18 protein-coding genes, 1 tRNA gene, 1 other RNA gene and 1 pseudogene are annotated in these 20,758 nt (G+C 57.1%); 7 read left to right on the forward strand and 14 right to left on the reverse strand.

The genetic code is table 11. The annotated features are described in order from the left end of the window. Positions 1 to 3: 3 nt before the first annotated feature. Both ACEQWH_RS11800 and ACEQWH_RS11805 read right to left on the reverse strand, forming a co-directional pair. Complete coding sequence (locus ACEQWH_RS11800) at positions 4 to 765, reverse strand: ABC transporter permease (protein WP_370231118.1); 762 nt, start codon at positions 763 to 765, stop codon at positions 4 to 6. Next, positions 762 to 1,694 carry an ABC transporter ATP-binding protein gene (locus tag ACEQWH_RS11805; RefSeq protein ID WP_370231121.1) on the reverse strand — a complete coding sequence of 311 codons (933 nt, stop codon included), beginning with the start codon at positions 1,692 to 1,694 and terminating at the stop codon, positions 762 to 764. Before ACEQWH_RS11805 ends, ACEQWH_RS11800 begins: the two co-directional genes overlap by 4 nt. A gap of 199 nt (positions 1,695 to 1,893) precedes the next feature. Between ACEQWH_RS11805 and ACEQWH_RS11810 the strand changes: the two genes are divergently transcribed. Next, a tRNA-Met gene (locus tag ACEQWH_RS11810) sits at positions 1,894 to 1,970 on the forward strand. Positions 1,971 to 2,063: 93 nt separating this feature from the next. Here ACEQWH_RS11810 and hemE read toward each other — a convergent pair. Continuing rightward, the gene (gene hemE / locus ACEQWH_RS11815) at positions 2,064 to 3,098 is read right to left on the reverse strand and encodes a uroporphyrinogen decarboxylase (protein ID WP_370231123.1); all 1,035 of its coding nucleotides are present in this window, start codon (positions 3,096 to 3,098) and stop codon (positions 2,064 to 2,066) included. A gap of 102 nt (positions 3,099 to 3,200) precedes the next feature. On the opposite strand from hemE, the pseudogene hemC reads away from it, so the two are divergent. Beyond that, positions 3,201 to 4,157, forward strand: a pseudogene (gene hemC / locus ACEQWH_RS11820) (hydroxymethylbilane synthase). Positions 4,158 to 4,168: 11 nt separating this feature from the next. On the opposite strand, the gene hemF reads toward hemC, so the two are convergent. From hemF to clpS, 4 genes are read right to left on the reverse strand one after another with little or no spacing between them, the layout of a single operon-like run. After that, positions 4,169 to 5,062: an oxygen-dependent coproporphyrinogen oxidase gene (gene hemF / locus ACEQWH_RS11825; protein ID WP_370231126.1), complete on the reverse strand. Its 894-nt coding sequence runs from the start codon at positions 5,060 to 5,062 to the stop codon at positions 4,169 to 4,171. Between the two features lie 15 nt (positions 5,063 to 5,077). Next, positions 5,078 to 5,878 (reverse strand): SDR family NAD(P)-dependent oxidoreductase, encoded by an 801-nt coding sequence (locus ACEQWH_RS11830; protein WP_370231129.1) that lies wholly within the window; start codon positions 5,876 to 5,878, stop codon positions 5,078 to 5,080. Positions 5,879 to 5,915: 37 nt separating this feature from the next. Beyond that, complete coding sequence (locus tag ACEQWH_RS11835; RefSeq protein ID WP_370231131.1) at positions 5,916 to 6,899, reverse strand: class I SAM-dependent methyltransferase; 984 nt, start codon at positions 6,897 to 6,899, stop codon at positions 5,916 to 5,918. Positions 6,900 to 6,929: 30 nt separating this feature from the next. After that, the gene (gene clpS, locus ACEQWH_RS11840) at positions 6,930 to 7,268 is read right to left on the reverse strand and encodes an ATP-dependent Clp protease adapter ClpS (RefSeq protein WP_370231161.1); all 339 of its coding nucleotides are present in this window, start codon (positions 7,266 to 7,268) and stop codon (positions 6,930 to 6,932) included. A gap of 88 nt (positions 7,269 to 7,356) precedes the next feature. Between clpS and ACEQWH_RS11845 the strand changes: the two genes are divergently transcribed. Next, positions 7,357 to 8,094, forward strand: coding sequence for an HAD family hydrolase (locus tag ACEQWH_RS11845; protein WP_370231133.1), 738 nt, complete (start codon positions 7,357 to 7,359; stop codon positions 8,092 to 8,094). 267 nt (positions 8,095 to 8,361) lie between these two features. Next, positions 8,362 to 9,618: a D-alanyl-D-alanine carboxypeptidase family protein gene (locus tag ACEQWH_RS11850; protein WP_370231163.1), complete on the forward strand. Its 1,257-nt coding sequence runs from the start codon at positions 8,362 to 8,364 to the stop codon at positions 9,616 to 9,618. Between the two features lie 53 nt (positions 9,619 to 9,671). Here ACEQWH_RS11850 and ACEQWH_RS11855 read toward each other — a convergent pair whose 3' ends face one another. The 5 genes from ACEQWH_RS11855 to ACEQWH_RS11875 form a co-directional block, all read right to left on the reverse strand. After that, positions 9,672 to 11,252, reverse strand: coding sequence for an ABC transporter ATP-binding protein (locus ACEQWH_RS11855; RefSeq protein WP_370231135.1), 1,581 nt, complete (start codon positions 11,250 to 11,252; stop codon positions 9,672 to 9,674). Continuing rightward, positions 11,249 to 12,358 (reverse strand): ABC transporter permease, encoded by a 1,110-nt coding sequence (locus tag ACEQWH_RS11860; protein WP_370231136.1) that lies wholly within the window; start codon positions 12,356 to 12,358, stop codon positions 11,249 to 11,251. Before ACEQWH_RS11860 ends, ACEQWH_RS11855 begins: the two co-directional genes overlap by 4 nt. Then, on the reverse strand, positions 12,358 to 13,437 hold the full coding sequence (locus ACEQWH_RS11865) for a microcin C ABC transporter permease YejB (RefSeq protein WP_370231139.1): 1,080 nt from the start codon (positions 13,435 to 13,437) through the stop codon (positions 12,358 to 12,360). The genes ACEQWH_RS11860 and ACEQWH_RS11865 overlap by 1 nt, the downstream gene beginning before the upstream one ends. Before the next feature lie 6 nt (positions 13,438 to 13,443). Further along, complete coding sequence (locus ACEQWH_RS11870) at positions 13,444 to 15,336, reverse strand: extracellular solute-binding protein (RefSeq protein WP_370231142.1); 1,893 nt, start codon at positions 15,334 to 15,336, stop codon at positions 13,444 to 13,446. Between the two features lie 247 nt (positions 15,337 to 15,583). Then, positions 15,584 to 16,111 carry a cytochrome c family protein gene (locus ACEQWH_RS11875; protein WP_370231144.1) on the reverse strand — a complete coding sequence of 176 codons (528 nt, stop codon included), beginning with the start codon at positions 16,109 to 16,111 and terminating at the stop codon, positions 15,584 to 15,586. Between the two features lie 117 nt (positions 16,112 to 16,228). Here ACEQWH_RS11875 and ACEQWH_RS11880 point away from each other — a divergent pair, with 117 nt between their 5' ends. Further along, positions 16,229 to 17,068, forward strand: coding sequence for a prephenate dehydratase (locus tag ACEQWH_RS11880; RefSeq protein ID WP_370231146.1), 840 nt, complete (start codon positions 16,229 to 16,231; stop codon positions 17,066 to 17,068). A 49-nt stretch (positions 17,069 to 17,117) separates the two neighbouring features. Here ACEQWH_RS11880 and ACEQWH_RS11885 read toward each other — a convergent pair whose 3' ends face one another. Together ACEQWH_RS11885 and nudC are read right to left on the reverse strand one after the other, a co-directional pair. After that, positions 17,118 to 17,591, reverse strand: coding sequence for an SRPBCC family protein (locus ACEQWH_RS11885; RefSeq protein WP_370231148.1), 474 nt, complete (start codon positions 17,589 to 17,591; stop codon positions 17,118 to 17,120). A 68-nt stretch (positions 17,592 to 17,659) separates the two neighbouring features. Next, positions 17,660 to 18,616 (reverse strand): NAD(+) diphosphatase, encoded by a 957-nt coding sequence (gene nudC / locus ACEQWH_RS11890; RefSeq protein ID WP_370231150.1) that lies wholly within the window; start codon positions 18,614 to 18,616, stop codon positions 17,660 to 17,662. Positions 18,617 to 18,797: 181 nt separating this feature from the next. On the opposite strand from nudC, the gene ACEQWH_RS11895 reads away from it, so the two are divergent. Together ACEQWH_RS11895 and ffs are read left to right on the forward strand one after the other, a co-directional pair. Then, positions 18,798 to 20,615, forward strand: coding sequence for a 5'-nucleotidase C-terminal domain-containing protein (locus ACEQWH_RS11895; protein WP_370231152.1), 1,818 nt, complete (start codon positions 18,798 to 18,800; stop codon positions 20,613 to 20,615). A gap of 41 nt (positions 20,616 to 20,656) precedes the next feature. After that, an RNA gene (gene ffs, locus ACEQWH_RS11900) (signal recognition particle sRNA small type) lies at positions 20,657 to 20,755 on the forward strand. The last annotated feature ends 3 nt before the right edge of the window (positions 20,756 to 20,758 follow it).

The raw sequence follows: 20,758 nt of genomic DNA on the forward strand, positions 1-20,758 counted from the left end.
TGTTTAGTTGCGGATTTTCCAGCCGGTTTTAAAGATCCACCAAATGGCGATCAGACACAGCGTTGTGAAACCGGCAATCGCAAGCAGACTGACCAGGATCGGCACATCCGCCAGACCAAAGAACGCCCACCTAAACCCGGAAATCAGATAGACCACTGGATTGAACAAGGTCACCACCTGCCAGAAGTCAGGCAGCATTGAGATCGAGTAAAAGGACCCACCCAGAAACACCAGTGGCGTGACGATCAACAAGGGCACAAGCTGAAGCTGTTCAAAGTTGCTGGCCCAGATCCCGATGATAAATCCAAAGAGCGCAAAGCTTAGGCAGGTCAGCACCATAAAGGCGATCATCGCAGGCCAATTCTGGATCTGTAGGTCCACAAAGAGCGACGCGGTCGCAAGGATCACCACCCCGATAAACATCGACTTGGTCGCCGCCGCCCCCACATAGCCCACAACGATCTCTAAAAAGCTGATCGGGGCCGACAAAAGCTCATAGACCGTGCCGATAAACTTGGGGAAATAAATCCCGAAGGACGCGTTAGAGATGCTTTGCGTGATGATCGAAAGCATGATCAATCCAGGTACGATGAAGGCGCCATAGGACACGCCTTCGACCTCTTGGATACGGCTGCCAATCGCGGCGCCAAAGACCACGAAATACAGGGAGGTCGAGATGACCGGAGAGATGAAGCTCTGGGCCAGAGTGCGGAAAAAGCGGGCCATCTCAAAAACATAGATGGCGCGGATAGCTGTCCAGTTCATGCGGCGTCTTCCTTATGAACGAGGCCTACGAAGATGTCTTCGAGGCTGCTTTGTTCTGTCTGCAGATCGCGCAGGGTCAACCCCGCGGCGGCAATATCGCTCAGCAGCGACGTGATGCCGGTGCGATCTGCCTTGGTATCATACGAGTAGACCAGCGTCTGGCCGTCGTCACTCAGCGCAAGGTCATAGGCCGCAAGGCTGGCTGGCACGTCGGCCACGGGTTCCTGAAGCTCGACCTTCAGCTGTTTCTGCCCAAGCCGCTTCATCAGCGCGGTCTTTTCCTCGATCAGCAAAAGCTCACCTTGGTTAATGACGCCAACACGGTCGGCAATGGCCTCGGCCTCTTCGATATAATGAGTGGTCAGAATGATCGTGACACCGCTGGCTTTCAGATCAGCCACGATGTCCCACATGTCTTTGCGCAATTCGACGTCAACGCCCGCGGTCGGTTCGTCTAGAAACAGAACCCGCGGCTCGTGGCTGAGCGCTTTGGCAATCAACACGCGGCGTTTCATGCCGCCGGACAGAGTCATAATCCGGTTGTCTTTTTTGTCCCACAGCGACAGCTGACGCAGAATTTTTTCGACATAGTCAGGATTGCGCCGCTTGCCGAACAAGCCGCGCGAGAAGGTGACTGTGTTTATCACGGTCTCGAACGGCTCAAGGTTTACCTCTTGCGGCACCAATCCGATCAAAGTGCGCGCGGCGCGGAAATCGGCGTTGATGTCGTGGCCATCCACGGTCACAGACCCCGACGTCGCCGTCGTGATACCGCAGACAGTTGAAATCAACGTGGTCTTGCCAGCGCCATTGGGCCCCAGCAAAGCCAGGATTTCGCCAGATTGGATGTCCAGGGATACGCCCTTAAGGGCCTCGAACCCTCCGTCATAGCGTTTCACAAGATCTTTTATTTCAAGAATTGACGTCATAGTTGCCCCTCTTTGTTGTCTGCGACATAGGCCTCATGTCGTGACAAACCAAGCCCCGTATAGCGGATATACAGAACTGCATGGATGCGTCGGCAAAGGCAAGAGAGACCTGTCCAACAAAAAGCGCAAGCAATCGTGCATTCAGGCCGATTTCCCTCTTGACCCTACCTGTGGTCTCGCTTAATTCCCCGCTACCCGTGGCGCGGTAGCTCAGTTGGTTAGAGCGAACGACTCATAATCGTTAGGTCGGGAGTTCAAGTCTCCCCCACGCCACCACTTTTCCCTTACAGATCCCTTACAGAAAAAAAGACACCGCAGGATCTGCGATGCCTTGTTTGGATCAGCCATGGAACAGACGTGGCGCGCAGGTCAGCCCGCGCGCACAGTGTCGATCATCAGTTGGACGTTCTCTGGATCCGCATCAGGTGTGATGCCGTGTCCAAGATTGAAAATATGTGGCCCGCCCGCAAGTGCCTGACAGATTCGCCGTGTCTCGGACACAAGCGCGTCGCCACCGGTCACCATATGCGATGACGCCAAATTGCCCTGCACGCAGCCATCTGGCTGAACATTCTGTGCAACCCATTCTGCTGTGACCGCATCGTCAAAGGCCACGCAATCCGCGCCGGTCGCCTTGGCGAAGCCGACATAGCGTTCGCCCGCGCCGCGTGGAAAGGCAATGATCGGCACGCCAGGATGCATGGCCTTCAGGGCTGTTATGATCTTTTTGGCTGGCTCCAGCGCGTATTTGTCAAAATCCGCGCCTTTCAGCGACCCGGCCCAGCTGTCAAACAGCTTGATAACCTCGGCCCCAGCCCTGATCTGCTCGGACAGATACAAAATTGTGCCCTCAACCAGACGGTCAATCACCTGATCAAACACCGCTGGGTTGCTGTCTTTCAGTGCGTGCGCAGGCCCCTGATCGGGCGTTCCACGCCCTGCGATCATATAGGTCGCCACGGTCCACGGTGCGCCCGCAAAGCCTATCAGCGTGGTGTCGTCAGGCAGTTGGCGCCGCAAGATACGCACGGTCTCATAGATTGGATTGAGCGTCTCGTGGATCGAGTCAGCCGGTGTCAGCTTGTCGAAATCAGCCTGACTCTGAATCGTAGACAAACGCGGCCCCTCTCCGGTGACGAACCAAAGATCCGCGCCCAATGCCTGTGGCAGAAGCAAAATGTCGGCAAACAGGATCGAGGCATCAAACCCATACCGGCGGATCGGCTGCAATGTGACCTCGGCCGCCAGTTCGGAATTATAGCAAAGCGACAGGAAATCCCCGGCCTGCGCGCGGGTGGCGCGGTATTCTGGCAGATACCGTCCTGCCTGCCGCATCATCCAAATCGGGGGGGTCGGCAGGGTTTCTCCTGCCAGTGCTCTCAGAATCGTCTTTTGCTGCGCCATCAGGTCACCTTATGATTTGTAAGGTTAGGTCTAGCGCCAGCGACAAGATGTCAAGGCCAGCGACGCTTGTCAGGACAAAGGGACGCGGTTAGAGGTGCGGCCATGACGATTGATCTTCCTTCTCAAAACGCGCCGTTGAAAATCGGCACACGTGGGTCCCCGCTGGCTTTGGCGCAGGCGCATGAAACACGCGACCGCCTGATGGCAGCACATAACCTGCCCGCCGAGGCCTTTGAGATCGTGGTCATCCATACAACCGGCGACAACCGTCAAATGATCGATGCCGACCGCCCGTTGAAAGAAATCGGGAACAAAGGCCTTTTCACCAAATAAATCGAAGACGCCATGCTGCGCGGCGACATTGATATCGCAGTGCATTCCACCAAAGACATGCCCACCGTTCAGCCGGACGGCTTGGTGCTGAACGTCTTTCTGCCCCGCGAGGACGTGCGGGATGCGTTTATCTCTCTGAAGTATAAGTCGATTTCCGACCTGCCTGCAGGGGCCGTCGTTGGCACCTCGTCGTTGCGACGCCGGGCGCAGCTCTCGCAGATTCGGCCTGATCTAAAACTGGTCGAGTTTCGCGGCAATGTGCAAACCCGCCTGAAAAAACTGGAAGACGGGGTCGCGGATTGCTCGTTTCTGGCAATGGCAGGACTAACGCGCTTGGGCATGACAGACCGCGCCACCGCAGCCATCGAAGCAGACGAGATGCTCCCCGCCGTCGCCCAAGGCGCCATCGGGATCGAGCACCGCGAAAACGACACCCGCGCGGCAACTTTGCTGGCGGCCATCCACCATGCCGAGACAGCCGCCCGTGTCACATGCGAGCGCGCGTTTCTGGCAAAACTCGACGGCTCTTGCGAGACGCCAATAGCAGCATTGTCCGTGATCGAAGGCGACCAGATCCACCTGCGCGGCGAGATCCTACGGCCCGACGGCTCTGAACGCCTGACCGCCGAGGGCAAAGCCCCTCGGGCAGAAGCCGTGGCCTTGGGCACCGATCTGGGCGCCGACATCCTTGCCAAAGCGCCTAAGGATTTCTTTAGCTGGCGCTAGGGGCTAGGGGCCTAGACCCACTTAGCCATCGGAGGCAGGCTCATCAGGACGGCATTGGCGTCGTGGCCTGTTTCCAGCCCGAATTTCGTGCCGCGGTCATAGACGAGATTATACTCGGCATAGAGCCCGCGATGCACGAGCTGTGCGTCTTTCTCGGCCTCACCAAACGCATCCACACGGCGTTTCTCCACCAACGGCTGATAGGCTGGCAAAAACGCCCGCCCGATGTCCTGAATAAAGGCGAAATCCGCGTCCCAGTCGCCGCTGCAATGGTCGTCCAAAAAGATGCCACCGACGCCGCGCGCACGTCCGCGATGGGGCACATAGAAATACTCATCCGCCCAAGCCTTAAGGCGCGGATATTGTTCGGTGTCGTGCAGATCGCAGTGATGTTTTTGAACCGCGTGAAAATGCGCGGTGTCTTCCTCGTATTCCAAACAGGGGTTCAAATCCGATCCCCCGCCGAACCACCACGCATGAGGGGTCCAAAACATACGCGTGTTCATGTGAACCGCCGGACAATGCGGGTTCTGCATATGCGCAACCAGAGAAATGCCGCTGGCCCAGAACCGCGGATCTTCCTTCATGCCCGGAATGCCTTTACGGGCCGCCATCGCGTTTTGAGCGCGCGTTCCCAAGGTGCCGTACACGGTCGAAACATTAACGCCGACCTTCTCAAACACGCGACCGCCGCGCATGACCGACATCAGCCCACCCCCGGCGTCCGAGCCGTCTTCGGCTGACCGTTTGGTTTCGGTAACATCAAAGCGCCCGGCCGGTTGATCTGCGAAGGGGCCGTCGGAATGGCTGTCCTCCAGCCCTTCAAAGGCCGCCACGATCGTGTCGCGCAGCTCGCGGAACCATGCGCTCGCGCGCGCTTTTTGTGGACTGAGATCCTCGGTCATAAGAGGCTCCTGAAATTAGTGAACCGGCGTCTGCACCGGGTCGATCAGCGTGCGACCGCCATCCACGGTGATGACCTGCCCCGTAACAAACCCTGCCGCATCCGACGCCAGATAACGTACGGTATCGGTGACCTCGGCGGCGGGGGCAATGCGACCAAGTAACGTGTTCTCTTCGATCGACTTCCGGTATTCGGGGTTTTCGCGCAGCGTGTTCTGCATGCTTGCGCTCATGACAGAGCCGATCGCAACCGCGTTCACCCTGATCTGATGCTCGGCAAGCGCCGTGGCCAGACCGCGCGTCATCTGATCCAACGCCGCCGTCGCCATGGAATAGCCCATCAGCTGAGGATGCGTGCGACAGGCGGCAATCGAGGACAGGTTCACAATCGCACCGGCCGATCCGTCGCCGTCGTCTTCTGCTTGTTTGATCATCCGCTTTGCGACGGCCTGTGACAGACGCAGCGAGGTCATCAGGTTCTGGCCCAACATGGTTTCGACCGAGTCGTCATCCATATCCAGTGGATCCGTCATCAAAATCTGGCGGCTGGCATTCACCAGAATATCCACGCGTTCAAACGCATCGACGGTGGCCGACAACAGGTTGGCAATGGTCAGACGCTCGCGCAGGTCTCCGGCAAAATGGATCACGTTGGAACTGTCTGGAAAGTCACCGACCTCTTTGGCCAGCTGCGCATCATCCATGTCTGCCAGAACAACATTGGCACCACGGTCCGCAAACGCACGTGCAACGGCAAGGCCGATCCCATTGGCTGCACCCGTAATAATGGCGGTCTTGCCTGCGATAGAAAATGACATGGCCTGCCCCTCTGATTCTGAGAAAACTTACGCGGAATTAGCGCCGTGCGCGAGCGGGCCGTTCGGCGCGCAGGATTTTGAACCGATTGTCGCCGGTCACTTCTTCGACTTTGGCGAAATGCGTCTCAAGCGTTGCTTCATAGGGCAAGTGCCGGTTGGCACCCATCCAAAGCGGTCCGGACGGGGATAACATACGCGCCGCCGCCGCAATAAAGGCGCGCCCAAGATCAGGATCTGCCGCGCGCCCTGTGTGAAACGGAGGATTCATCACGACCGCGTTCATCCGGGCACGAGGCTCCCATGCGGTGGCGTCCGCCCAATGAAACGAGGCTCTTGGATCCGTGACATTGACCCGCGCACAGTCCAGCGCCGTGTGATCGGCCTCGACCAGATAAAGATCCTCGACGTCAGAGCGCTTCAATATCTCGCGTGACAGATATCCCCATCCCGCACCCAGATCGGCCACGTGCTTGCCCAGTTTATCAGGCAAGGCCGCACTCAAGGCACGCGAGGCCGGATCGATTCCGTCGGCGGAAAACACACCGGGGCGGGTTTCAAAACCCCCATCGATTTCAGATGTTTCAGACTGGGTCCACTCGGAAAAATCGCCGCCCTGAAACCAGAACAGCTTGCCATGCGCCTTGGAAAAGCTGCCGCCAACATCGGCGCGTTTCTTGCAGGCTTTCAATAGGCTATCGACACCGTCGGTCTTTTGCCCATCGACATAGACCGCACCACCCAGCGCAGCCGCCTGCGCGATCCGCAAATGCGCCAGCGCTTTGGCGCGTGGCACCACGACGACAGCCGCCGCAAAATCCCCCTCGGGCGCAAGCGCTACCTCATAGCCGGCATGGGCAAAAACATCATAGGCGGGTTTTGTCGTTTGGATAACCACGACGCGCTCGCGGGGCAAAGCAGCGATGTCTGCCAGCTCGCGTGGGCCAAAAACCGCGATCCGACCGGTTTCGGGCAGATCCATTTGTCCCGCGTCCAGCGCGAGCGAAAGACGTTCACCTGCCATCACATCCTGACCCAAGCGCGCGGCGCTGGATCACTCCTTTTCCATGGTGCATTGCAACGGGTGCTGATGACGCCGCGCGAAATCCATCACCTGTGTGACTTTGGTTTCTGCGATCTCGTGGCTGAACACCCCAACGACCGCAACGCCCTTTTTGTGCACGGTCAGCATAATCTCGAACGCTTGCGCGTGTGTCATGCCAAAGAAGCGCTCGAGGATCTGAACGACGAACTCCATCGGCGTGTAATCGTCATTGAGCAAAAGCACTTTGTACAGCGGTGGGCGTTTCGTCTTGGCACGGGTTTTGACCGCGACGTCTGAATCAGAGTCGTCGTCACCGTTCACAGACATGCGCAGCGGTTCCAAAATCATGGTCAATCAATCCGTCCCAGATGATGAAAGCTGTATATAGCTTAACTTTCCGTATAGAAAAGAGGCTGGGCAGCGATTGCGGGGCATTATGGCCGGAAAACTCACGACGATTGGTTTTGATGCGGACGATACCCTCTGGCACAACGAGCGCTTCTTCCGTATGACGCAAGATCGATTCGCCGAGTTGCTGGTCGATTTCTGTGAACAGGACCACCTAGAAGAGCGCCTGCTAGAAGCGGAAAAGCGCAACCTTGGTCACTATGGGTTTGGCGTCAAAGGCTTTGTTCTGTCGATGATCGAAACCGCGATCGACGTTACAGACGCGCGTGTGCCCGCCTCGGTAATTTCAGAGTTGATGCAGGCCGGGCGAGACATGCTGAACCACCCGATCGACCTTTTGCCCCACGCCGCCGAAGCGGTCGCCCACTGCGCAGAACATCACCGCGTGCTTTTGATCACCAAAGGCGATCTTCTGGATCAGGAACGCAAGCTCGCGCAATCTGGACTGGGCGAGATGTTTGACGGTGTGGAAATTGTGTCTGACAAACGCCAATCCACCTATGAAAGCATCTTTGAGCGCCACGGCGACGGTCCACATCAGGGTATGATGGTCGGAAACTCGATGAAATCCGATGTCGTCCCTATGGTTCAGGCCGGTGGCTGGGGCGTTTATGTCCCACACGGGCTGACCTGGGCGCTCGAGCAAGCCGACCCGCCACAACAGGCGTCCAAATATCATCATATCGACACGCTGCACGCCTTGCCTGATCTGGTCGACCAGCTTTCAGAGCGCAGCAGCGCCGCTTTGGGGCGAGCGCCGATATAGTGTTTCATTTGCAAAGATCCACAACATATGGATTTTTCGCCCTTGATTTTCCAGAAAACTAAATAAATCAAAGGGTTTATTCGATTCTCGCTCTGTGGTAGATTGGCTGCAATAATATTCGCCGTAGAAACGGCAGTCGAGGCAGTAAAGGCAGAAGCAGTGAAGGATCGGAGCAGCCGTCCGACCCATCGCGGGTTGGCGATTCTTGCGTCACTCTTGTTGTTTTTGGGGTTGGTTAACCCTGTTTTCGCAGCGCCCTATGCTGCGATGGTGATTGATGCGCGCTCTGGTGAAGTGCTGCACTCTCGCAATGCCGACACACGCCTGCACCCTGCATCTCTGACCAAAATGATGACGCTTTATATTGCCTTTGAGGCGGTGAAAAACGGCGAAATCACCATGGATACCAAGGTACGTGTGTCCAAACATGCCGCCGCAGAGCCTCCGTCGAAGTTGGGCCTGAAATCCGGTCAACGGATCGCCCTGCGCTATCTGGTGCGCGCGGCCGCGGTAAAATCGGCAAATGACGCGGCCACAGCCATTGGCGAAGCGATTTCCGGATCCGAAGCGGCCTTTGCCCGCCGCATGAACCGCACCGCGAAAGCGCTGGGGATGTCCAACACCACCTTCCGCAACGCGCATGGTTTGACCGAGTCTGGGCACCTGTCGACCGCGCGGGACATGACGACGATGGGCCGTCATCTGCTGTATGACTATCCGCAGTATTACAATCTGTTCTCTCGCACTTCGACCTATGCGGGCGTGCGCGAAGTCGCCAATACCAACCGCCGTATGCTGGGGTCTTACCGCGGTGCGGATGGTATCAAGACCGGCTACACCCGTGCAGCGGGCTTCAACCTTGTCGCCTCGGCTGAACGGGGCAGCGAACGCATCATCGCAACCGTCTTTGGCGGCCGCTCGACCGCAACACGGAACGCGCGTGTCGCGGAATTGTTGGATCTAGGCTTTAAACGCGCGCCAAGTCGCGTCGCTCTGCGCAAACCAACGCTGCCGGTTTATAACGGTGCGCCAAATCAAAACGTTGGTAGCAAGACCGTCCGTGTGGCAACGGCCATCAAGAAAAGCCTGCGCCCCATGCTGCGACCAGGGTCTGCCCAGACGCCTGAACCCACCACTCTGATCGCAGGCGTTGACCCCAACGCCATCAATGACGCGCTGGAAGAAGCCAAAAGCGCTTCGCTGGTGAACAAAGAACCCACGCGCCCTGCCCCTCTGATTGTCGAAGATCAAGAGCCGCAGGTGGTGACGCGCCTGACCACGTCGGGTGGACGGCATTGGGGGATCAACGTTGGCCGCTATACCAGCCGCTATGCGGCTGAAAAGATGCTGCTGAAAACCGCACTGGCTGAGATGACCACGCTGGATGGGTCGCTGCGCAAAGTGGTGAAATCCAGCCGTGGGTTTGACGCGAACTTCATGGGTCTGTCCCGTGAAACCGCTGACCTTGCCTGCCGCCGCCTGCAGGCACGGCAAATCTCGTGCTTTATGATCGGGCCGAGCTAAGCGCAGCAGCCGCGCTCTTTGGATATTTTTAGCAAGAGAAAGAGGCGGTTCTGCTATGCAGGTACCGCTGCGAGAAGCTCTTTTGTGTAGGCGGTTTTGGGCGCATCAAAAATCTCGGATGCCGCGCCGGCCTCGACCACGTCGCCTTGCTTCATCACCATGATCTTGTGGCTCATGGCGCGTACAACATGCAGGTCGTGGCTGATGAACAGATATGCCAGCCCGTATTTCTTTTGCAGATCCCGCAACAGATTCACGATCTGCACCTGAACCGTCATATCCAGCGCCGAGGTCGGCTCGTCCAGCACCAGCAGTTTGGGGCGCAGGATCATCGCACGGGCAATGGCGATCCTTTGGCGCTGGCCGCCTGAGAACTCATGCGGGTAGCGGTCCATGGTGGCGGGGTCCAGCCCGACTTCTTGCATCACATCGGCCACAAGAACGCGGGTGTCGCGCCCGTCTGGATTGCCGTGCACGCCAAGCCCCTCGGAGATGATCTGCTCGCAGGTCATGCGCGGACTGAGACTGCCGAAGGGATCCTGAAACACGATCTGCATGTCTTTGCGCAGCGCGCGCAAATCACGGGTTTTCAGCGCCCGGATGTCTTGCCCCTGAAAGCGGATCGGTCCTTCAGAGCCGATCAAACGCATAATCGCCTGCGCCAGCGTGGTCTTGCCGGATCCGCTTTCCCCGACGATGCCCAATGTTTCGCCTGCGCGCACAGAAATCGTCGCGGCATTGACGGCTTTGACATGTCCAACCGTGCGACGCAGCAATCCGCGCTGAATGGGGAACCAGATGCGCAGATTGTCGGTTTCGGCAACCACATCGGCGGCGTCGTCAATCGGATCAGGTGCGCCGACGGCGCGGGCGCTGAGCAGGGTTTTCGTATAGGCGTGTTGCGGATTGGCGAAGATTTCAGAGACCGGACCTGCCTCGACAATCTCGCCGTCTTTCATCACGCAGACCTTGTCGGCGATTTTGCGCACGATGCCCAGATCATGGGTGATGAACAAAAGCCCCATGCCTTCAGAGGCTTTCAATTCGGCAAGTAGTTCGAGGATCTGCGCTTGGATGGTCACATCCAGCGCGGTTGTCGGCTCGTCGGCGATCAGAACGTCGGGCTGATTGGCCAGAGCCATGGCGATCATGACACGCTGCCGCTGCCCGCCGCTGAGTTGATGCGGATAGCTGCTAAGGCGCTCTTCGGGGTCGCGGATGCCGACCTTGGTCAGCAGATCCAGAATACGGGTACGCGCCGCATCTCCGACGACGCCCTGATGCAGTGCCAGTGACTCGCCCAGCTGCTTTTCCAGTGTGTGCAGCGGGTTCAGCGAGGTCATCGGCTCTTGGAAAATGAAGCTGATGTCGTTGCCGCGCACTTTTTGCAGCAGCTTTTCATCCGCGCCGACCATTTCCTGACCATCATAGGTAACCGAGCCTGACACAGAGGCGCTTTCCCCCAGCATGGCCACGGTCGACAGCGCGGTCACGGATTTACCGGAACCGGATTCACCCACCAGCGCCACGGTTTCGCCGCGATCCAGTGAAAAGGACACGCCTTTTACGGCGTCAATGGTCTGCCCATCCTGACGAAATCCAACGCGCAGGTTTTTAACCTCGAGGATGCTCATGAGAAGGTCTTTCTTGGATCAAACGCGTCGCGCACGCCCTCAAAGATAAAGATCAGCAGCGACAGCATGATGGCGAAGGTGAAGAAGGCGGTAAAGCCAAGCCACGGCGCCTGAAGGTTCTGCTTGGCTTGCAGGGTCAGCTCGCCCAAGGACGGTGCCGAGGACGGTAAGCCAAAGCCGAGGAAATCGAGGCCCGCCAGTGTCGAGATCGTCCCTGTGACGATAAAGGGCAGCATTGTCAGCGTCGCCACCATCGCGTTGGGCAGCATATGCCGGAACATGATCGTCCAGTTGCTGACGCCAAGCGCTTTGGCGGCACGCACGTATTCCAGATTTCGGGCCCGCAGGAATTCTGCGCGCACAACGCCCACCAAGGCGGTCCAGCCAAAGAGCACTGTTAAGAAGACCAGCAGCCAGAAACTTCGTCCCAAGATCGCAAAGAGGATGATGATGATGTAAAGGCTTGGCGTTGACCCCCAGATTTCGATGACCCGCTGGAAGATCAGATCCACCCAGCCGCCGAAATAACCCTGAATCGCCCCAGCGATGACGCCAATGATACTGGCCAGCGTGGTCACAATCAGCGTGAAGAAAATCGACAGCCTGAACCCATAGATCACCCGCGCCATGACATCGCGTTTGGTGTCATCTGTGCCAAGCCAGTTTTGCGCGTTGGGCGGCAGAGGAGCAGCCCCGGGGCGTTCGACCGAAGAGGTGAAGGAATAGGGGATCAGCGGCCAGATCATCCAGCCTTTCTCGATCGCCTCGCCTGCAATTTCGCCATCCTGTGCGTCGGCGATATAACCTTCGGGGTCGTCAAAACACAGATCCAGCCCGCCGGTTTCAATCAGGCATTTCACTTCGGGGTCGCGATAGCCGGCTTCGGTCTGGAAATCGCCACCAAAGGCGGTTTCCGGATAGAACTTGAAGATCGGCGTATAAAGGTCGCCGCGATATTGCACGAGGATCGGCTTCTCGTTGGCGATGAATTCCGCCATCAAACTAAGGCCGAAGAGCACGCAAAAGATGATCAGGGACCAATAGGCGCGGCGATTGCGGCGGAAGTTGCGCCACCGACGTTGGTTGAGAGGGGACATTTTGAACATCAGCCTTCCCTCCGTTCAAAGTCGATCCGCGGGTCGATGAAGACATACATCAGGTCGCTGATGATCCCGACAACCAGACCGATCAGGCCAAAGACGAACAGCGTGCCAAAGATCACCGGATAGTCGCGTTGCAGCGCCGCTTCAAATCCCAGGCGACCCAATCCGTCCAGCGAGAAGATGGTTTCGATAATCAGGGATCCGCCAAAGAACACGCCGATGAACACGGCGGGGAAACCCGCGATCACGATCAGCATCGCGTTGCGGAACACATGGCCATAAAGCACGCGGCGTTCTGACAGACCTTTTGCGCGAGCAGTCATCACATAGTGCTTTTTGATCTCATCCAGAAACGAGTTCTTGGTCAGAAGCGTCAGTGTCGCAAAGGCGGAAATCGTACTGGCCAGAACAGGCAGGGTGATATGCCAGAAATAGTCCAGGATTTTGCCATAGAGGCTCAGGTCTTCCCAACCGGAACTCACCAGTCCCCGCAGCGGGAAGATACGGAAGTACGAGCCGCCCGCAAACAGAACCACAAGCAGGATCGCAAACAGGAACCCCGGGATCGCATAGCCGATGATGATCGCGCCAGACGTCCACGTGTCAAACGGCGTGCCGTCTTTGACAGCTTTGCGAATGCCCAGCGGGATCGAGATGATATAGGCAATGACCGTTGACCACAGGCCCAGCGTGATCGACACAGGCATCTTTTCCAACACCAGTTCGAACACGCCGATCTTTCGGAAATAGCTCTCTCCGAAATCAAACTGCATATAGTTCCAGATCATCGTGAAGAACCGTTCAACCGGCGGCTTGTCAAAGCCGAACTCGCGTTCCAGTTCCTCGATAAACTCCTCGGGCAAACCCCGTGCCCCGACATAGCGGTCATTCCCAGTGTTTTCAGACACTTCCGAACCGCCGCCGGAAATAGCCTCAAAAACATCCCCTCCCCCTTGGGCCTGAGCAATGATCTGCTCGATTGGCCCGCCGGGAACAAACTGCGTGAGAGTAAAGTTGATGACCATGATCCCGAAGAGTGTCGGGATCACGAACAGCAAACGTCTGAGAATATACGCACCCATCAGGAATTACCGGGACAGCGCCCCTGCGGCGACCAGTTCAGCGTTTTTATCCGCCTCAAACCACCAGAAATCCAGTTCGCCACGTGCATAGGCCGGCAGCGGGTCGGGATAGCCGTATTGATCGTAATAGGCCACCGTGTGGACGTCTTTGAACCACTGAGGCACCCAGAACAGCTCGTCACGCAACACGCGGTCCAAGGCCTGCACCGCGACCCGCAGCTCGTCCTTGGTTTCCGAGGCCACGACGACCTCGATCAAACGATCCACGGCCGGGCTGTTCAGACCCATCAGGTTGCGCGAGCTTTCGTCGCGACCTTCAGAGCCAAACCATTGCTCCAGTCCGGTCGATGGCTCCAGCGCCATAGACAGGGTGTGGTTGGTGATATCGAAATCATAGCTTCTGCGGCGGTCTGTAGCTTGCGCCGGGTCTACCCGGTTCAACACGGCGTCCACACCCAGACGTTTCAGGTTCTCGATAAACGGATTGTTGATCCGGTCAAAGGCAGGCGAGCTTTCCAGAAACTCGACAGACAGAACCTCGCCATCTTTGCGGCGCATCCCGTCATCTCCGACAACCCAGCCAGCTTCGTCCAGCAGTGCCGAGGCACGACGCAGGTTTCCGCGGTCAAGCTGACGCGTGCCAGATACAGGCGGAATGATCGCCTCATCGGTCAGGATAGATGCATCCAGCAGGCCCTCATCCACAAGTGGCTGAAGGATTGCGAGCTCCGCGCCGGTTGGCGTGCCGATCGCTTCCATGTCGGAATTGCCCCAGAACCCTGTCACACGCTCATAAAGGCCATAGAACAGGGACTCATTTGACCATTCAAAGTTGAACATCAGGCCGATCGCTTCTCGCACACGGCGGTCTTGGAATTTCTCGCGGCGCAGGTTGAAAACATAGCCTTGCGCACGAGCCAGATTGCCATCGTTCAGCTCTGTCTTGATCACATGACCAGCATCAATCGCTGGGAAATCATAGCTGGTGCCCCAGGACTTAGAGCTGTTCTCGCTGCGGAACGTATATTCCCCTGCCTTAAAGCCCTCAAAAGCTGCGGCACTGTCCGCGAAATACTCGATCCGGATCGTATCAAAGTTGTTGCGACCCACAGAGACCGGCAGATCCTCGGCCCAATAGTTATCGCGACGTTTGTAGACGACCTGCTGGTTGATGTCATAGCTGTCCAGCTCGTAGATGCCGGTGCCCATGATCGGCACCAGAGAGCTTTCATCCAGACGCGCGCCTGTTTCTTCAAACCATTGCTGAGAGAAGGCCGGGAAGATACCCGCAAGCCCGATCCGGTCGCGTTCCGGGCTATCCGCGTTGAACGAGAACTTGATCTTATGCGTATCCAGCACCTCTACTTCACTGATAAAGGCGCCAAAGGCGGCGCGGAAGCTGGGCAGACCCTGCTCCATAAACAGATCAAAGGTGAATTTCAGGTCATCCGCGCTCCAGCCCTTGCCATCAGGGAAAGTCACGTCAGGACGCAGGTTGAAAATGACCCAGCTTAGATCCTTAGGATATTCCATCGTCTCGCACAGGAAACAGTAGCTGGCGGTTGGGTCATCGGCAAAGGTCGTCAGAATGTCTTCGTGACCGATGGTCGGGCTGCCCCCGGCGCGGCCTTTGCGGGTGTAAGGGTTAAAACTGTCAAAGGTGCCCATGCCCCAGATCGAAATCTCGCCACCTTTGGGCGCGTCTGGGTTCACATAGTTCAGTCGGGAGTAATCAGCTGGGTATTTCAGATCACCAAAAAAGTTGTAACCGTGGCTGACGGTGATGTCCTCATCACCAAAGGCTGAACTGGCGGCCATGACGGCCCCGACCAAACTGACCCCGGCGGTCCAGAGTTTCCAATCCCAAGATGCGGCTTTTACTTTGGCACCTGATCTCATATGCGAGCTCCTCCCAGCTTGTGGCTGTTATTGCGCGTATCGATACTGCGTCTCTTGGAATGTAACGTAATTTGCAGTCTCGACCAGACTCAAGGCGAGATTGATAAACATGCGATGAATTCTTCGGCATTTGCGCGTTAAGTCGCCCGCTGCTTTGGGGATTGTCTGCAAGCGTCCAACAATCAGGCAAAAGAAAAGGCCGGTATCCGCGATACCGACCTTCTCAAGAGTCTTTTGTCAGCGTTGATTAGCTGCCTGCACCCTGCAGATAAGCAATCAAGTTCGCACGGTCAGCTGGCTTTTTCAGGCCAGAGAAGCTCATCTTTGTGCCAGGTGCGAATTTCTTTGGGCTTTCCAGGAAACCGTCCAGGTTTTCGTTGGACCAGGTTTCTGCCACGGCCACCAGAGCACCGGAATAGGCATAGCCATCAACAGAGCCAACCGCACGGTCGATCAGATTCGCCAGATGCGGGCCTGTGCCGTTCGCGCCGTCTTCCAGTTTGTGGCAGGCTTTACACTTGCCAAATACCTTCGCGCCTTTGTCGACATCTGCAACCGCCAGAAGCTCTTCCAAGGATGGGCCTTCTTCGACTTCGCCAGAGGTCTCTGCCATTGCGACTTCGATCTTATAGCCTTTTTTGGCCTCTTCACCGTGAGCTCCATGGCCACCACCTGCGTGGTAGATGGTTTCCGCAGCCCATCCACCCAGAAGATAGATCAGCAAAGCACCGCAGAAAGCGCCGGTAATTTTGGTAAAAGTCATAGTGTCGAACATGCTACGTTATCCGTGTCGTGGCGTTTGACGGCTATCTATCCGCTTCCTTCCGCCTTGCGCAAGCTATACTTACCGCGACCAATCGCCCATCTTGCGAAAAAAGTGGAATTTTAGATCATGACCCAACGCATCGCCTTTCAAGGAGAGCCCGGCGCCTATAGCCACGAGGCCTGCCGCAACGCACGCCCTGACATGGAGGCCCTGCCCTGCGCGACCTTTGAAGAAGCCATCGCTGCGGTGAAAAATGGCGATGCCGCATTGGCGATGTTGCCGGTGGAAAATTCGACATATGGGCGCGTGGCAGACATCCACCGCCTGCTGCCGCAAAGCGGACTGCACATCATCGACGAGGCCTTCGTTCGCGTGCACATCAACCTTTTGGCGGTGCCCGGCGCGACGCTTGCAGATATCGAGGATGCGTTCTCGCACCTTGTTTTATTGCCTCAATGCGCAGGATTCCTGACGGAAAACAACATTCGCGGACGGGTCAGCCCCGACAATGCGCGAGCCGCGCGCGAGGTGGCAGAAGCGGGCAACAAAGCCCATGCCGCGCTGGCCAGCGAATTGGCCGGAGAGATCTATGGGCTGGATGTGCTGGCACGTCACATTGAGGATCACGACAACAACACAACGCGGTTTCTGATCATGTCGCCCGAGGCACAACTCGAGCGGCGCGAGGCGCCCAAAGGCATGGTCACCAGCTTTGTCTTTCAAGTCCGCAACATCCCTGCGGCCCTTTATAAAGCCATGGGTGGCTTTGCGACCAACAGCGTCAATATGACCAAGCTGGAAAGCTATATGGTGGACGGCTCTTTCACCGCGACTCAGTTCTATGCCGAGGTCGAAGGCCATCCTGATGACGAGAATCTTAAGTTGGCTTTGGACGAGCTGGGTTATTTCACCAGCTATTTGCACATTCTTGGGGTCTATCCGGCGGCACAGTCACGGCACACGTAAAGAACGTGTGCCGGTGTCAAAGGTCTTTGTGAAAGATCAGTGTAACGGCTTACGCCACCTTAGTCTGACGATAGCGTTCTTCCAGATTGCGGGACTGTTCCGAAATCCGGCCTGACATGCGCTTTTCGATCTTGCCGCGTGTCAGCTTCATGGATTGCAACAGCAAGCGGCCGGTCAGAGACTTGGCCGAGATGTCGCTTTTGATAAGCATCCGGGTCTTGTGGTTGGACAGGGCCACCAGCTCGATGTCCAGTTGCACCTCAATCGCGGGTGCTTCGGCCTGAAACCCTAGCGCTTCAGGCTTTTCGAAACGGTTCACGTCCACCTGCATCTTCACGGTTTTGCCGCGCCATGGCACATTCAAATCCCAAGCTGCGCCCAACCCTTCGACGGCATCACCATTGCGGCGCGCCACTTCGACACCACGGCGCATCGCCATGCGTTCAAAGAAGGTGAACTCGGACAGCATTTCAAAGGCTGCTTCCTGTGGAATGTCCAGATCTTCGATGTTTTCAAATTTCATGACTGCTCTCGTCCCATCTGTTTCTGCGTGGGGTATTGGGTTCAATGCGGACACTATGGCGCATTTTGTTAATCAAGTCGATCCGCAACCCAATGCCTGAGAATAAACTCTGCAATGGCCCCTTTACGGGCAGGCTTTAGGGTGTCGTGATCGCCCGCCAAAGCCTGCATCATTTCATCCCGAGGCACCCAAATCGCATCCTCGATTTCATTGGGATCAATATTAAGATCAGTTCCCAAAGCCTCGCCCCAAAACCCCATCATCAGCGAATTGGGGAAGGACCATGGCTGCGATCCCAGATAGGACACGCGCCCAACGCGCACGCCGGCCTCCTCAAAGACCTCACGTCGGACGGCGGCCTCTGGGGTCTCGCCCGGTTCGACAAATCCGGCCAGCAACGAATACATGCCTTCAGGCCACCCGGGGCTGCGCCCGATCAGAACGGAATCCCCGGACGTGATCAGCATGATGACAACGGGATCGGTGCGGGGAAAATGCGGCGCTCCGCAGGACGGACAACTGCGTTGCCACCCTGCTTGCGTCATCTTGCTTTGGTGCCCGCATACGGCACAATGCTGATGACTTTTGTGCCATTCAAACAAGGCTTTCGCCGTGCTCGCCAGCTCTGCATCCCGCGCGGACAACCGCGTCATATTGGCCCGCAAATCCGCAAAGGTCTGTCCCATGGGAAGGTCCGGATGCTGTTGCTCTGACAGGTCGACAAAGCTTTCATCGACAGCCTCGGACGGTGACCACTCTGAAAGATCATAGGCCAGACAGAGCTCATCGCCCTCTTGACCCAGCAGAATAGGATTTTCTCGACCCGCAATTACCGGATGATCCAGCGGCAGCCGCACAAGATCACGCGCGTCGCCTTCCGCCAGCAAGGGCTTGCCACGCCACAAGACCACCGCGTGCCCTGCCCGCTGCCCAGATGCCAGGCCTTGCAGAACCGCGTCGGTCCGCAAATGCGCCACGCGGTCCAGACCCGAGGGCCCGAAAGTGACGCTGTCAAAAAGCTGCATGAATGTGTCCTGATCTTTTTTTCGCAGCCTAGGCATTCTGTTCGGCTTGGCAAATCTAAATTCTTTGTGAGGATTGTCGCACCCCAAGTTTTCTAGTTGCTTTTTATCCTTCCGTATAATTTATTCTCTACAATTTACTTCGCTTAATATTCAATTAGTTAGTATATGTATCGAGTACGATTTGCCGAACGACAAAACCCCTCCTGAGGTCAAAAATTCAATAGAAATAAGAATTCTGGCCACCACCGATCTTCACGGCGCAATTGGCGCTGGATGCGAAGCTGTCGGCCTGACCCACGCCGCCAAGACCATCGCGGACCTCAGGGCAGAACACCCCAACCACCTTCTCTTTGACAACGGAGACTTCTTGCAAGGCGCGCCGATCTGCGATCTGGCGAGCATGGGGGTGTTGGGCGCACCCAATGCGCATCCCATCGTCAGCCTGATGAACAGCATTACCTATGATGCCGTGGGCCTTGGCAATCACGAATTCGACTTTGGGCTTGAGTATCTTAACCGCGTTCTCAGCGGCGCAAACTTTCCAGCGGTCTGCAGCAATCTTGAAACAGATGAGAAAGCTTGGAGTCCTGACGTGTTGTTGAACAGAACGTTCACCGATTCAGGTGGAACGGCACATACGCTAAAAATCGGTGTCTTTTCACTCGTGCCGCCACAGGTCATGCAATGGTGTCGCGTGCATCTTGAGGGCCGCGCCCAAGCCCACGCATTTCACGAGGTTGCGCAACAGCGTGTCTCAGCGCTGCGCAGACGTGGAGCAGACCTCGTGATCGCACTGTGTCACGCGGGCGACGCACCTGCGTCGGAGCGGCAGGCGGCAACGCCTTCGGCCCATGAGATCACCTCTGTCGAGGGTCTGGATGTGGTCATCTGCGGCCATACACACCAAGTGTCACCGAAAGAGGGCGAGACACTCAGGCTAGAGCGGAGCCACGATTCCCCGCTGCCAATGGTGCTGCCTGGCAATCGGGGGCGTTTTGTCGGGTCAATCGACCTGACACTCGAACAGGCGGGCGAAGGCTGGCGCTGGGTCAATGCCGCTTGCCGCAACATTGCCGTCAGCGACACACCGCACGAGGCCACACTGGCGCTTGCAGCCCCATGGGTGGACCGCGCGAAAACCGCCGTCGCGCTGCAGATCGGCAGCACATCGATCGATATCAGTTCGCATTTTTCCGTGATCCACTGCGACCCTGCCACACGCCTTGCCGCCGGCGCCAAACTGCGGATCGCGCGCCCACTTCTGAATGCGCTTGGTCTTGGCAACCTGCCGACCATTGCCGCCGCAAGCCCCTTCACACTGGAATATAACAATCGCGCATGTTGCAACGCCATCCCCGCAGGGCCGGTGTCTTTGGGCCAAGTCTATGGCATCTATCCCTATTTCAACGCCATTGACGCGTTTGAAATCACAGGGGCTCAGGCCGCAGATTGGCTTGAGGCCTCGGCAAGTGGATTCTTTCAGATCAAACACGGCCAAAGCGACCAGCCTCTATGGAACCCCCAATTCCCCAGGTATGATTTCGACAGCTTGCTAGGGGTGACTTACGACATCGACCTGTCTCAGCCCGCACTCTATTCCGCAGATCGGCGTCGTATGTCTGATAGACCTGCCAGCCGCATCAAAAACATGTCCATTGGCGGACGGCCTCTTGGCACGAAAACCCGCCTCATTCTGGTGACGAACTCCTTTCGCGGTGGCGGGGGGGCGAATTTCCCGCATGTCGGGCCTGAAAACCGCATCGCCCTGCCCTTTCGGGATGTCCGCGCCTCGGTGCAAGAGATGTTCGCTAAGGATCTGACGGAGTCTGACCTGCCGTCTCGCTCATGGCGATTTGTTCAAATGACTGAAACCTCGGTCACATTTGAAACCGGGCCTAACGCCCTACAGTTCTTGCCGTCGGCCTGCGAAAATACCCTCTCAGACCTTGGGATCACCGAACAAGGCGTCAGAAAATTTCGCCTGTCTCTGTTGCAATGAGTGAGCTTGCAATCTGATTGACCAAAGACTATGTAGCGCCTCGAGAGGTTGGCGCGGGCAAGCACCTCGCCAACCCGGTCAGGTCCGGAAGGAAGCAGCCGTAACGAGTCCCGCTTGGGTCGATGTTCAGCCTCTCACCTTAT

It is taken from the genome of Cognatishimia sp., from assembly GCF_964229375.1.
Lineage (GTDB): Bacteria > Pseudomonadota > Alphaproteobacteria > Rhodobacterales > Rhodobacteraceae > Cognatishimia.